This is a genomic window from Pseudomonas sp. SB113, assembly GCF_040754745.1.
GTDB classification, from domain to species: Bacteria; Pseudomonadota; Gammaproteobacteria; order Pseudomonadales; family Pseudomonadaceae; genus Aquipseudomonas; species Aquipseudomonas grimontii.
Genome location: NZ_JBFMHW010000019.1, coordinates 112446 through 125632, shown reverse-complemented (window position 1 = coordinate 125632; position 13187 = coordinate 112446). Strand labels below are relative to the sequence as shown.

Below are 13187 nucleotides of genomic sequence, written 5' to 3'. Positions count from 1 at the left end.
GTGTACCCGACACACCGCAAACGCAGCCTCGCCAAGGCTCGGCAGCTGCTACGGTACTTGCTCATTTCTTCGCTGCATTTTGTGTGTCGAAATATTCGCTGCACGAAATTTTCACATCTTATCCAAGACAATCCGCCGGCTCTATCTCCTTGCCAAGGCCCTGCCTCAGGTGTTTTCAACGGCGGGGCAGCAGTGCTCGTTCAGTAATTAATAGCCTTGATGGCATTGATCGGGCACCATTCGCGCCACTGCAATACTTCGTCACTTAAACTTCCAATGGGTCCTGAAACGACATGGCAAACCCGGACGCCCTGAGTCAGCAGCGAGCTTCTAATCGCCTGCTGCAACCGACCGTCAAATCCCATCTGGCGTACACGCTGCTCTGCGCACTGGTCATGATGGTGATGTTCTCCCTGCTGCGCGTGGCGCTGCTGGCTTACAACCGCGAGATGATCCTCGACACGCCGGCCTCGACCTTCCTTGAAGCGTTCGCCAACGGCCTGCGTTTTGACATACGCCTGGTGGTGTACCTGATCATCCCGTTGCTGCTGGCACTGTTCAGCGTACGGGCCATGGCCGCGCGTGGGTTCTTCCGCTTCTGGCTGACCATTGCGTCCAGCATCGCCCTGTTCCTGGGCTTGATGGAGATGGACTTCTACCGCGAGTTCCACCAGCGCCTCAACGGCTTGGTCTTCCAGTATGTGAAGGAAGACCCGAAAACCGTGATGAGCATGCTCTGGTACGGTTTCCCGGTGGTGCGCTACCTGCTGGCCTGGGCCGTGGGCACGTTGATCCTGAGCATGGCGTTCAAGGGCGCCGACCGCGCCACGCGCCCACGCGGCCCGTTCAGTGGTGGCAGCATCGGTACCCGCCAGGTGGCGCCGTGGTACAGCCGTATCGCGGTGTTCGTGGTGTGCCTGCTGGTCGCCGTGGTTGCCGCCCGTGGCACCCTGCGCCAAGGGCCACCGCTGCGTTGGGGGGATGTCTATACCACCGATTCGAACTTCGCCAACCAATTGGGTCTCAATGGCACCTTGTCGCTGGTCGCGGCGGCCAAGGCCCGGTTCGGTGAAGACCGCTCCAACATCTGGAAGGCCACCCTGGCCCAGCCGCTGGCCACCCAGACCGTGCGTGACATGCTGGTGCTGCCGCAAGAGAAACTGGTCGATACCGACATCGCCGCCGTGCGCCGTGACTACATGCCGCCGGCCGAGAAGACCCTGCCGATCAAGAATGTCGTGGTCATCCTGATGGAAAGCTTCGCCGGTCACTCGGTAGGCGCCCTGGGTCGTCCCGGCAACATCACGCCGTACTTCGACAAACTGTCCAAGGAAGGCCTGCTGTTTGATCGTTTCTTCTCCAACGGCACCCACACCCACCAGGGTATGTTCGCCACCATGGCCTGCTTCCCGAACCTGCCGGGCTTTGAATACCTGATGCAGACCCCGGAAGGCAGCCACAAGCTGTCAGGCCTGCCGCAGTTGCTCAGCGCCCGGGATTTCAACGACGTGTATGTCTACAACGGCGACTTTGCCTGGGACAACCAGTCGGGCTTCTTCAGCAACCAGGGCATGACCAACTTCATCGGCCGCAACGACTTCGTCGACCCGGTGTTCTCCGACCCGACGTGGGGCGTGTCCGACCAGGACATGTTCAACCGTGGCCTGGAAGAGTTGAAGGCCCGTGAAGGCGGCAAGCCGTTCTACGCGCTGCTGCAAACCCTGTCCAACCACACGCCGTACGCATTGCCGACGCCATTGCCGGTCGAGAAAGTCACCGACCGTGGCAGCCTCAACGAGCATTTGACGGCCATGCGTTACTCCGACTGGGCCCTGGGCCAGTTCTTTGAAAAGGCCCGCAAGGAGCCGTACTTCAAGGAAACCCTGTTCGTGATCGTCGGCGACCACGGCTTCGGCAACGAACAGCAGATCACCGAGATGGACCTGGGCCGCTTCAACGTACCGATGCTGATGATTGCACCGGGCATGCAGGAGAAGTTCGGCGAGCGTGACCACACCGTGGGCACCCAGATCGACATCGTGCCGACCATCATGGGCCGCCTGGGTGGCGACACCCTGCACCAATGCTGGGGCCGTGACCTGCTGAACCTGCCGGAAGGCGACAAGGGCTTCGGCGTGATCAAACCCTCGGGCAGCGACCAGACCGTGGCCTTGGTTACCGCAGACCGTATCCTGGTACTGCCCAAGGAAATGCCACCGAAGTTGTGGGAATACGAACTGGGCGCCAACCCTACCGGTAAAGTGATTGCCGAATCGCCGGACGAGGCGGCATTGAAGCAGAAACTTGAGTCGTTCCTGCAAACGGCGACCAAGAGCCTGCTGGATAACACCGCCGGTGTGATTAACGGCAAACCGGACTAACTAACCGGCAATAAAAAAGAGGCCTTAACAGGCCTCTTTTTTTTTGTGCGGATTTTATATCCGGCCGAGTAACAACAGCACCAGCAGGACAACCAGCACGACACCCAGGATACCCGACGGGCCATAGCCCCAGTTGCGCGAGTGCGGGAATACCGGCAGGCCGCCGACCAGCAGGAGGATCAAGATAATGATCAGAATCAGGCTCATGGTTTTTTTCCTTATTGTCTTTCTGCAAAGACCGGTTGTTTAACGATAGGCCTGCAGAGTTAATTACAGACGCCTTAACAACTCCGACTCTGCCGCTTCGCAGAAAATTCCATGTTTTTTAAAGCATTTCGATCAGTCGCTTATTTCTTTTAATTCACCCGCACTTACCGCTTATTAGTTGAAAAACATTGAACTTAGGCTAAGGGCAGGGATCCGACCCGGCCCACGGTTTGCCTGGGGCATTCATCACTCTGATGGTGCGTGGGTGCAGGAAAAACCTTCGCTACACTGCCGATCACTTCTTCTGTGAACCACAAGGCTACTTCCTATGCAAAATCGCATGATGATCACTGGCGCCGGGTCCGGCCTGGGTCGTGAAATCGCTCTGCGCTGGGCCCGCGAGGGCTGGCAGTTGGCCTTGTCGGACGTCAGCGAGCCAGGCTTGCAGGAAACCCTCAAGTTAGTGCGCGAGGCCGGTGGCGATGGCTTTATCCAGCGCTGCGACGTGCGTGACTACAGCCAGCTCACCGCGTTTGCCCAGGCCTGCGAAGTGAAGCTCGGCGGCATCGATGTGATCGTCAACAATGCCGGTGTGGCCTCGGGTGGCTTCTTCGCCGAGCTGTCCCTGGAGGACTGGGACTGGCAGATCGCAATCAACCTGATGGGCGTGGTCAAGGGCTGCAAGGCGTTCCTGCCGCTGCTGGAAAAGAGCAAGGGCCGCATCATCAACATCGCCTCGATGGCGGCACTGATGCAAGGGCCGGCCATGAGCAACTACAACGTGGCGAAGGCCGGTGTGGTGGCGCTGTCGGAGAGTTTGCTGGTGGAGCTCAAGCAGCAGGAAGTCGGGGTGCACGTGGTGTGCCCGTCGTTCTTCCAGACCAACCTGCTGGATTCGTTCCGTGGGCCGACGCCGGCCATGAAGGCCCAGGTGGGCAAGTTGCTCGAGAGCTCGCCGATCTCGGCGGCGGACATTGCCGACTACATCTACCAGCGTGTGGCGCAGGGCGAATTCATGATCCTGCCCCATGAGCAAGGGCGGATGGCGTGGGCATTGAAGCAGAAGAACCCGCAGTTGCTCTATGACGAAATGACCACCATGGCCGACAAGATGCGCGCCAAGGCACAGGCTGTTAAAGGCTGATCACGCAGTAGTCTGTCAGGCAATTTACCTGCATAGGTAGGCATTGCCTGATTTTGCCGCGAGGCATTGCTGCGCCCACACCCAGCGCGCATGGTCGGGGTCCTGTTAGTCAATAAGGGACAACCGCCATGCTGGTCTTAAGCCGCGCCGTAGGCGAAATCATCTCCATCGGTGATGACATCACCGTGCACATTCTTGAGTTGAACGGTAACCAAGTGAAATTCGGGGTTGCCGCGCCCGTCGGGGTGCATGTCCACCGCGCCGAGGTCTACCAGAAGATCCTCGAGCGTCAAGCCACGCAATCCCAGCCCGCCACCAACCCCTGAGTCAGTCGAACAGATGCTTGGGCACATCGTGCTTGAGCATCAACTGGCACTGCTCGCTGTCCGGGTCGAACACGATCAGCGCCTGGCCCTTGGTCAGCGCCTGGCGTACGCGCAGTACGCGGGTTTCCAGGGGCGTGTCGTCGCCATTGTCGGTGCCGTCGCGGGTCACGAAGTCTTCGATAAGGCGGGTCAGGGTGTCGACTTCAAGTGCGTCGTAGGGAATCAGCATACAAGCCTCAGGTGATGGATCCCGGCGATGCTACTGCGCCGGGGTTCCAGTTACCAGCTGTTGCCAGCGTCAGGACTTCTGCCCGACCAGGCTGTCCACCGACGGCACGCGCGTGTCGCTCTCCATCTGCGTTTCGTGCTCGATCTGATGGCTGAACCGATCCAATGAACCCTGGGCCGGTTGGGCGTCACTGGCGAACACCGGCGGGCTGAGGATATACGCGCCCAGCAGGCGGCTCAGCGCGGCCAGGCTGTCGATATGGGTGCGCTCATAGCCATGGGTCGCATCGCAACCGAACGCCAGCAGCGCCGTGCGGATGTCATGCCCGGCCGTCACCGCCGAGTGGGCGTCGCTGAAGTAATAGCGGAACAGGTCGCGGCGCACGGGCAAGTCGTTATCCGAGGCCAGACGCAGCAAGTGGCGTGAGAGGTGATAGTCATACGGCCCGCCGGAATCCTGCATCGCCACGCTGACCGCATGCTCGCTGGAGTGCTGGCCGGGGGCGACCGGGGCAATGTCGATACCGACAAACTCACTTACATCCCAAGGCAGTGCCGCCGCAGCGCCGCTGCCGGTTTCTTCGGTGATGGTGAACAGCGGGTGGCAGTCGATCAGCAACGGTTCGCCGCTGTCGATGATGGCCTTGAGCGCGGCCAACAGCGCGGCGACGCCGGCTTTGTCGTCCAGGTGGCGTGCACTGATATGCCCGCTTTCGGTGAACTCGGGCAACGGGTCGAACGCCACGTAGTCACCGATGCCGATCCCGAGGGAATCGCAATCGGCGCGGGTGGCGCAATAGGCGTCCAGGCGCAATTCCACGTGGTCCCAGCTCACCGGCATTTCATCCACGGCGGTGTTGAACGCGTGCCCGGAGGCCATCAACGGCAACACGCTGCCACGGATCACCCCGTTGTCGGTGAACAGGCTGACGCGGCTGCCTTCGGCAAAGCGGCTTGACCAGCAGCCAACCGGGGCGAGGGTCAGGCGGCCATTGTCCTTGATCGCGCGCACGGCGGCGCCGATGGTGTCGAGGTGCGCGGACACCGCGCGGTCGGGGCTGTTTTTCTGGCCCTTGAGGGTGGCGCGAATGGTCCCGCGCCGGGTCATTTCAAACGGGATGCCGAGTTCTTCCAGGCGCTCGGCGACGTAGCGCACGATGGTGTCGGTAAACCCGGTGGGGCTGGGAATGGCGAGCATTTCCAGCAGCACTTTTTGCAGGTAGTTGAGATCCGGCTCGGGGATGGTTCGGCTCATAAAGGTTTCCTTTAGTTGCAAGCTTTGAGCTGCAAGCTTTAAGTTAAAAGCGGTATCTGAGGCTTGCCAGCATTGCTCTACGCTTGAGGCTTGCAGCTTGTAACTTGAGGCTATCCACTGTGGGGGAATAACAGGTCCACAAACTTCTCCGCCGTCGGCTGCGGTTCATGGTTGGCCAGGCCGGCCCGCTCGTTGGCTTCGATAAACACGTATTCGGGTTGATCGGCGGCGGGCACCATCAGGTCCAGGCCCACCATCGGGATGTCCAGGGCGCGGGCAGCACGCACGGCGGCGTCCACCAGCGTGGGGTGGAGGATCGCCGTGACGTCTTCCAGGCAACCGCCGGTGTGCAGGTTGGCGGTACGGCGTACGGCGAGCGTCTTGCCACGGGGCAGGATGCTGCTGTAGTCGTAGCCGGCGGCGGCCAGGGTGCGCTCGGTTTCGGCATCCACGGGGATTTTGCTCTCTCCGTCGGTAGCCGCCTGGCGTCGCCGGCTCTGGGCTTCGATCAGCGCGCCGATGGAATGCTGGCCATCACCGGTCACTTCGGCGGGGCGGCGGATTGCGGCGGCGACCACCTCGAAACCGATCACCAGGATGCGCAGGTCCAGGCCTTCGTGGAAGCTTTCGAGCAACACGCGGCTGTCGAACTGCCGCGCCGCTTCAATCGCCTGCTGCACCTCTTCGATGCTCTGCAAATCCACCGCCACCCCCTGGCCTTGCTCGCCATCCAGCGGCTTGACCACGATGCGCTGGTGTTCGTCGAGGAACTCCAGGTTGTCGTCGGCACTGCCCGCCAGTTGCTGCGACGGCAAGTTCAAACCGGCCGCTTTCAACACCTTGTGCGTGAGGCTTTTGTCCTGGCACAGGGTCATGCTGATCGCGCTGGTCAGGTCGCTCAACGATTCGCGGCAACGCACGCGGCGCCCGCCATGGCTGAGGGTGAACAAGCCGGCGTCGGCGTCATCCACCTGCACATCAATCCCACGGCGGTGGGCCTCTTCGACGATGATTCGCGCATAGGGGTTGAACCCCGCCTGCGGGCCGGGGCCGAGGAACAGCGGCTGGTTGATACCGTTCTTGCGCTTGATCGCAAAGGTGGTCAGCGCACGGAAACCGAGCTTGGCGTAGAGGCTCTTGGCCTGGCGGTTATCGTGCAGCACCGACAGGTCCAGATAACTCAGGCCACGGCTCATGAAGTGCTCCACCAGATGGCGTACCAGCACTTCACCGACGCCGGGCCGCGTGCACTGCGGGTCGACCGCCAGGCACCACAGGCTGCAGCCGTTTTCCGGGTCGTGGAAGGCTTTTTGATGGTTCAGGCCCATCACGCTGCCGATCACCGCGCCGCTGTCTTCGTCCTCGGCCAGCCAGTACACCGGGCCGCCTTCATGGCGCGGTGTCAGGCGTTCGGCATCGACCGGCAACATGCCGCGGCTTTGATACAACTGGTTGACCGCCAGCCAATCGGCCTCGCCCTGCACCCGGCGAATGCGGAAACCGCGAAACACACGGGTGGAGGGGCGATACTCGCTGAACCACAGGCGCAGCGTGTCGGACGGGTCGAGGAACAGCTGCTGCGGATCGATCCCGAGGATCTGCTGGGGGGCGGCCACGTACAGCGCGATGTCGCGCTCGCCGGGCTGTTCGTTGAGCAGTTCCTGGGCCAGGCTGGCCGGGTCGGGGAAGGTGTGGCCGATCAACAACCGGCCCCAGCCGCAATGCACTGCGATCGGCTCGGCGGCCAGCGGGCTGCCATCTTCGGCCAGGCGCGCTTGCAGGCGCTCGTAGGTTGGCGCCTGGCCCTTCAACAAGCGTTGGCTGTAAGCCGCTGCATGGGGTTTCATCAATCAGATTCCTTGTTCGCTGAGCCACAGGTTCAGCGCTGCCAGTTGCCACAGCTTCGAGCCGCGCAGCGGGGTCAATTGGCCCTGCGGGTCGGTGAGCAGGCGGTCGAGCATGGCCGGGTTGAACAGGCCGCGATCCTGGCTCGGGTCCAGCAGCAGTTCGCGCACCCAGTTCAGGGTGTCGCCCTGTAAATGCTTGAGGCCCGGCACCGGGAAGTAGCCTTTCTTGCGGTCGATGACTTCGCTCGGGATGACCCGGCGTGCGGCTTCTTTCAACACTTGCTTGCCACCGTCGGGCAATTTGAATTTGCCCGGCACGCGGGCCGACAATTCCACCAGACGGTAGTCAAGGAACGGCGTTCGGGCTTCCAGGCCCCAGGCCATGGTCATGTTGTCGACGCGTTTGACCGGGTCATCCACCAGCATCACCGTGCTGTCCAGGCGCAGGGCCTTGTCCACGGCGGCGTCCGCGCCGGGCATCGCAAAATGCTCGCGCACGAAGTCACCGGCGGCGTCGTTGGCGGTCAGCCATTTCGGCGCGACAGTCGCGGCGTAGTCGTCGTAGCTGCGGTCGAAGAAGGCATCGCGGTACGCGGCATACGGGTCGCTGGCGCCATCGACCTGCGGGTACCAGTGGTAACCGGCGAACAACTCGTCAGCGCCCTGGCCGCTCTGTACCACCTTGCAATGCTTGGCCACTTCCCGCGACAGCAGGTAAAAGGCAATGCAGTCATGGCTGACCATCGGCTCGCTCATGGCGCGGAACGCCGCCGGCAGCTGTTCGATAATCTCGCTTTCGGCAATGCGCAGTTGGTGGTGACGGGTGCCGTAGTGCTTGGCGATCAGGTCCGAATACTGGAACTCGTCGCCACGCTCGCCACCGGCGTCTTCAAAGCCGATGGAGAAGGTCGACAGGTCCTGTACGCCGACTTCACGCAGCAGGCCGACGAGCATGCTCGAATCAACGCCGCCGGAGAGCAGCACACCGACGTCCACGGCAGCCCGTTGACGAATCGCCACGGCTTCGCGGGTGCTGTCGAGCACGCGGTCGGTCCAGTCTTCGAGGGTGAGATTGCGCTCGTCCTCATGGGGGCCGTAGGGCAGGGTCCACCAGGTTTTCTGCTCGGTGTTGCCTTCGGCATCGATGCGCATCCAAGTGGCCGGCGGCAGTTTTTCAATGCCCGCCAGCAGGGTGCGCGGTGCCGGCACCACCGCATGGAAGTTGAGGTAGTGATTCAGCGCCACCGGGTCGAGGATCGGATTGATGTCACCGCCCTTGAGCAGCGCCGGCAGGGCCGAAGCAAAACGCAGGCGCTGGCCGGTGCGCGACAGGTATAACGGCTTCACGCCGAGACGGTCACGGGCGATGAACAGGCGCTGGGCATCGCGCTCCCAGATGGCGAAGGCAAACATGCCGTTGAGCTTGGGCAGCAGCACTTCGCCCCAGGCGTGGTAACCCTTGAGCAGCACTTCGGTATCGCCGCCGGAATAGAAGGCGTAACCCAGGGCTTCAAGCTCCTGGCGCAATTCCGGGAAGTTGTAGATCGCGCCGTTGAACGCCAGGGACAGGCCCAGTTGGGCATCGACCATCGGTTGGGCGGAACCGTCCGACAGGTCCATGATTTTCAGGCGTCGATGGCCCAGGGCAATCGGCCCTTGGGCATGGAAGCCCCACGCGTCAGGCCCGCGTGGTGCCAAGTGATGGGTAATTCGCTCCACCGCTGCGAGGTCCGCAGGTTGAAGATCGAAACGTAACTCGCCAGCTAATCCGCACATAGGTTCCTTACCGGTTTTTCCGTTGGGGAGGGATAGAAAGGCACGCGCCGAAACGGCGGGTACCTAGGGACTGACCCGAGGCTATACGCGGAGTTTTAGATCAATAAGTTATATGGCAAACCGCCGCCCCCGGTTGCGGCTCCCCTGCGAGCGGCCTCCGGTGGGTTGAGGCGGCGCCTATTGGGCGGCTTTTGCGACGTTACTGCGAATCAGCGCGCGCACCGCAAAGCGGTTCGGGTGACAGGCCTCGGCCACACTGCGCGGCAACGGCAGCGGTTCATTGTCCAGCCACGCCGCCAGCAACTCGCCGGACAGTGGCGCGGTAATCAGGCCCCGTGAGCCGTGACCGCTGTTGACGTACAGGCCCTCCAGCCATGGGCAGGCGGCCTGTGGCGTGTGGCGGGCATCTTTGCGCAGCGCATCATAGGCCTGGGCGAACGCCGGGGTATCCGCCAGTGGCCCGACGATCGGTAAATAGTCCGGGCTGGTGCAGCGAAAGGCGGCGCGGCCTTCCAGTGCGTCCGGGGGCAGGGTGGCAGCGTGCAGGCGTCGGGTCAGGTCCGGGGAGATTTCCTCCAGCAGCGCCAGGTTACCGGCGTGCTCGGCGGCGGTGGGGGTGAGGTCATCGCTCTTGAAATCAAAACTGGCCCCCAGTGTGTGCTCGCCCAGGCGAGCCGGCGCCACATAGCCTTCGGCACACACCACGGTGGCCAGGGCCTGGCTGTCGCCGGTCTGGGGCAAGCGGGTGATCTGCCCACGAATACGCTTGAGGGGAAGCTCGGCGCTGGCGGCAAAGCGCTTGACCTCGGCCGCGCCGGCCAGCACCACCACGGGGGCGCTGGCCAGCAGGCGATCACCGTCCCAGGCCTGCCATTGAGCGCCGACTTTGCGCAGTTCCAGCACATCATGGTGGGCGTGCACTTCGATGCCTGGCTGGCTTGCCTGCCACTGGCACAGGGCGGGCGGATGCACCCAGCCGCCCTCGGGGAAAAACAACCCGCCATGTTCCAGGCCCACCCCGGCGCGAATCTGGGCCTGGTCGCGGTCCAGCAACTGCAGCAACGCCGGCGCGAACGCCTCGGCCAGTTGCGCCTGGCGTTCGGCCTCCTTGGCATTGAACCCCAGTTGCAGCACGCCACAAGCGTCCCAATCCACACCGCGTTGCAGGTGCTCCAGCAGGCGCCGGGTATGCCCGAACCCGCTGACGATCATCTGGGACAAGGCCGTGCCGTGGGCCGAGAGCTTGAGGTACAGCACGCCTTGTGGGTTGCCCGAAGCCTCTTGCGCCAGACCGTCATGGCGCTCCAGCAGGCTGACCTGCCAGCCGCGCGCCGCCAGGCTGGCCGCGCTGGCACAGCCGGCGAGGCCGCCGCCGATCACCAGGGCACGACGCTCGCCGTTGTGTACGGGTGGGCGCGCAAACCAAGGTTTGGCGTCTGGCGGCGCAGGCGTTTCAGCCGGCCAACCGAGAAACTCCCCGCGCAGGATTTCCCACTTGTGGCCGATGCCCGGGGTGCGCTTCATCTTGAAGCCGGCCGCGTTGATCAGGCGACGAACCCAGCCGGTGCTGGTGAAGGTGCTGATGGTCGAGCCCGGTGCGGCCAGGCGTGCCAGTTCAGCGAACAGCTCGGCGGTCCACATGTCGGGGTTTTTTGCCGGGGCGAAACCGTCGAGAAACCACGCGTCGATCTGCGCATCGAGCTGTGGCAGTTGTTCAAGGGCGTCGCCGATCAGCAAGGTCAGGGTGACCCGGCCGTTGTCCAGGACCAGGCGTTGGAAGCCCTGGTGGATGGCGATGTACTGAGCCAGCAAGGGCTCGGCGAACGCTTGCAGCTCTGGCCAGAGGGCGAGGGCGCGCTGCAGGTCGGCGTGGCTCAGCGGGTATTTCTCCACGCTGACAAAGTGCAGGCGCGCACCGGCCACGGCGTGTTGCTCGAACAGCTGCCAGGCGCAGAGAAAATTCAAGCCGGTGCCGAAGCCGGTCTCGCCGATCACCAGTCGCCCGCCTGCCGGCAAGGCGGCGAAGCGCTCCTGCAAACGGTTCTGTTCGAGGAACACATAGCGGGTTTCTTCAAGGCCCGACTTATCGGAGAAGTACACATCGTCGAAGACCCGCGAGTGCGGGCGACCTTGGTCATCCCAGTCGAGCTGGGCGTGGGTTACGGGATTCATGGGCGGCTCGGTAAAGGCAAGGCGGCCATTCTAGCCGATCAACAGGCGCGTCATTGATCCATGGCAAGCGGCAGTGGAATTTCCTGGCACGCCGCGTTGCCCAATCCGCTAGTCTTGCTGAATTCTGGAACGGAGCCGCCCATGTTCGAATCTGCCGAAATCGGTCACGCCATCGACAAAGACACCTTTGACGCCGAAGTGCCGGCCCTGCGCGAAGCCTTGCTGGAGGTGCAGTATGAGCTGCAACAGCAAAAGCGCTTCCCGGTGATCATCCTGATCAACGGCATTGAAGGCGCCGGCAAAGGTGAGACGGTCAAACTACTGAATGAATGGATGGACCCGCGCCTGATCGAGGTGCGCACCTTCGACCAGCAGACCGACGAAGAACTGGCCCGCCCACCGGCCTGGCGTTATTGGCGCCAACTGCCTGCCAAAGGCCGCATGGGCATCTTTTTCGGCAACTGGTACAGCCAGATGCTGCAAGGCCGGGTACACGGCGAGATCAAGGACGCGCGGCTCGACCAGGCCATCGCCGGAGCCGAGCGCCTGGAGAAGATGTTCTGCGATGAAGGCGCGCTGATCTTCAAGTTCTGGTTCCACCTGTCCAAGAAGCAAATGAAGGCGCGGCTCAAGGCCTTGGCCGACGACCCATTGCACAGCTGGCGCATCAGCCCGCTGGACTGGCAGCAGTCCGAGACCTACGACAAGTTCGTGCATTTCGGCGAGCGCATCCTGCGTCGCACCAGCCGCGATTACGCACCTTGGCATGTGATCGAAGGTGTCGACGCCAACTACCGCAGCCTCACCGTGGGCAAGATCCTGCTCGAAGGCCTGCAGAATGCCCTGAAGCTGCCCAAGGGCAAGGCCAGCGGCATGAATCCGGCACCGTTGCCCTCGGCCATCGACCAGATGAGCCTGCTCAACAGCCTCGACATGACCTTGAGCCTGGACAAGGACGACTACGAAGAACAACTGATTACCGAACAGGCGCGCTTTTCGGGCCTGATGCGTGACAAGCGCATGCGCAAGCACGCGCTGGTGACGGTATTTGAAGGTAACGACGCGGCGGGCAAGGGCGGGGCGATTCGACGTGTGGCGGCGGCGCTCGACCCACGTCAGTACCACATCGTGCCGATTGCCGCGCCCACCGAGGATGAACGCGCCCAGCCGTACCTGTGGAGGTTCTGGCAGAAGATCCCGGCGCGGGGCAAATTCACCGTGTTCGACCGTTCGTGGTACGGCCGCGTGCTGGTGGAGCGCATCGAGGGCTTCTGTACCCCGGCAGACTGGATGCGCGCCTATGGCGAGATCAATGACTTTGAAGAGCAACTGCGTGACGCCGGTGTGATCGTGGTCAAGTTCTGGCTGGCCATCGACAAGCAGACCCAACTGGAACGCTTCCAGGCCCGCGAAGAAATCCCCTTCAAACGCTTCAAGATCACCGAAGACGACTGGCGCAACCGCGAAAAATGGGACGACTACCGTGCGGCGGTGGGCGATATGGTCGACCGCACCAGCACCGAGGTCTCGCCGTGGACGCTGGTGGAGGCCAATGACAAACGCTGGGCGCGGGTCAAGGTGCTGCGCACCCTCAACCTTGCCTTGGAGGAAGCGTTCGCCAAGTCCGACAAGCACGACAAGAAGAAAAAGAAATAACCACTGGCCTGGTGTTGTCCAGGATGCAGCTCTCTGTGGCGAGCGGGCTTGTTGTGGCGAGCGGGCCTGTTGTGGTGAGCGGGCCTGTTGTGGTGAGCAGGCTTGCCCTGCGTTGGGGCGCGAAGCGGCCCTGACCAAGGCGCCGCGTTCTTTCAGGCAGACCTTATTGGCTGGTTTTGGGGCCGCTTCGCAGCC

General features: G+C 62.6%; 10 protein-coding genes. 4 read left to right on the top strand and 6 right to left on the bottom strand.

The genetic code is table 11. The features are described from left to right. Positions 1 to 293: 293 nt before the first annotated feature. A complete protein-coding gene (locus AB1462_RS23125; protein ID WP_090406967.1) occupies positions 294 to 2381 on the top strand; it encodes an LTA synthase family protein in 2088 nt (695 codons plus the stop codon). A 54-nt stretch (positions 2382 to 2435) separates the two neighbouring features. Here the strand turns inward: AB1462_RS23125 and AB1462_RS23120 are convergent, their stop codons facing one another. Next, positions 2436 to 2588: a DUF3309 family protein gene (locus AB1462_RS23120; RefSeq protein ID WP_015885095.1), complete on the bottom strand. Its 153-nt coding sequence runs from the start codon at positions 2586 to 2588 to the stop codon at positions 2436 to 2438. A gap of 328 nt (positions 2589 to 2916) precedes the next feature. Here AB1462_RS23120 and AB1462_RS23115 point away from each other — a divergent pair, with 328 nt between their 5' ends. Next, entirely contained in the window at positions 2917 to 3732 is an 816-nt protein-coding gene (locus tag AB1462_RS23115) for an SDR family oxidoreductase (RefSeq protein ID WP_090406965.1), read from the top strand. A gap of 128 nt (positions 3733 to 3860) precedes the next feature. Next, positions 3861 to 4058 carry a carbon storage regulator CsrA gene (gene csrA / locus AB1462_RS23110; RefSeq protein ID WP_090406962.1) on the top strand — a complete coding sequence of 66 codons (198 nt, stop codon included), beginning with the start codon at positions 3861 to 3863 and terminating at the stop codon, positions 4056 to 4058. Between the two features lies 1 nt (position 4059). On the opposite strand, the gene AB1462_RS23105 is transcribed toward csrA, so the two are convergent. From AB1462_RS23105 to mnmC, 5 genes are all read right to left on the bottom strand, one after another. After that, positions 4060 to 4287 (bottom strand): YheU family protein, encoded by a 228-nt coding sequence (locus AB1462_RS23105; protein ID WP_003236706.1) that lies wholly within the window; start codon positions 4285 to 4287, stop codon positions 4060 to 4062. Positions 4288 to 4356: 69 nt separating this feature from the next. Beyond that, positions 4357 to 5541 carry an osmoprotectant NAGGN system M42 family peptidase gene (locus AB1462_RS23100; RefSeq protein WP_090406959.1) on the bottom strand — a complete coding sequence of 395 codons (1185 nt, stop codon included), beginning with the start codon at positions 5539 to 5541 and terminating at the stop codon, positions 4357 to 4359. A 110-nt stretch (positions 5542 to 5651) separates the two neighbouring features. Next, positions 5652 to 7388, bottom strand: coding sequence for an N-acetylglutaminylglutamine synthetase (gene ngg / locus AB1462_RS23095; RefSeq protein ID WP_090406957.1), 1737 nt, complete (start codon positions 7386 to 7388; stop codon positions 5652 to 5654). A gap of 3 nt (positions 7389 to 7391) precedes the next feature. Further along, positions 7392 to 9164, bottom strand: coding sequence for an N-acetylglutaminylglutamine amidotransferase (locus AB1462_RS23090; RefSeq protein ID WP_367248003.1), 1773 nt, complete (start codon positions 9162 to 9164; stop codon positions 7392 to 7394). A 177-nt stretch (positions 9165 to 9341) separates the two neighbouring features. After that, positions 9342 to 11336, bottom strand: a complete 1995-nt coding sequence (gene mnmC / locus AB1462_RS23085; protein WP_315336982.1) for a bifunctional tRNA (5-methylaminomethyl-2-thiouridine)(34)-methyltransferase MnmD/FAD-dependent 5-carboxymethylaminomethyl-2-thiouridine(34) oxidoreductase MnmC — start codon at positions 11334 to 11336, stop codon at positions 9342 to 9344. 141 nt (positions 11337 to 11477) lie between these two features. Here mnmC and pap point away from each other — a divergent pair, with 141 nt between their 5' ends. Continuing rightward, positions 11478 to 12992 carry a polyphosphate:AMP phosphotransferase gene (pap, locus tag AB1462_RS23080; protein WP_367248002.1) on the top strand — a complete coding sequence of 505 codons (1515 nt, stop codon included), beginning with the start codon at positions 11478 to 11480 and terminating at the stop codon, positions 12990 to 12992. Positions 12993 to 13187 lie beyond the last annotated feature (195 nt).

Coding starts and splice junctions, on each gene's coding strand:
- AB1462_RS23125 (WP_090406967.1), top strand. CDS start 294: ATGGCAAACCCGGACGCCCTGAGTCAGCAGCGAGCTTCTAATCGCCTG.
- AB1462_RS23120 (WP_015885095.1), bottom strand. CDS start 2,588: ATGAGCCTGATTCTGATCATTATCTTGATCCTCCTGCTGGTCGGCGGC.
- AB1462_RS23115 (WP_090406965.1), top strand. CDS start 2,917: ATGCAAAATCGCATGATGATCACTGGCGCCGGGTCCGGCCTGGGTCGT.
- csrA (WP_090406962.1), top strand. CDS start 3,861: ATGCTGGTCTTAAGCCGCGCCGTAGGCGAAATCATCTCCATCGGTGAT.
- AB1462_RS23105 (WP_003236706.1), bottom strand. CDS start 4,287: ATGCTGATTCCCTACGACGCACTTGAAGTCGACACCCTGACCCGCCTT.
- AB1462_RS23100 (WP_090406959.1), bottom strand. CDS start 5,541: ATGAGCCGAACCATCCCCGAGCCGGATCTCAACTACCTGCAAAAAGTG.
- ngg (WP_090406957.1), bottom strand. CDS start 7,388: ATGAAACCCCATGCAGCGGCTTACAGCCAACGCTTGTTGAAGGGCCAG.
- AB1462_RS23090 (WP_367248003.1), bottom strand. CDS start 9,164: ATGTGCGGATTAGCTGGCGAGTTACGTTTCGATCTTCAACCTGCGGAC.
- mnmC (WP_315336982.1), bottom strand. CDS start 11,336: ATGAATCCCGTAACCCACGCCCAGCTCGACTGGGATGACCAAGGTCGC.
- pap (WP_367248002.1), top strand. CDS start 11,478: ATGTTCGAATCTGCCGAAATCGGTCACGCCATCGACAAAGACACCTTT.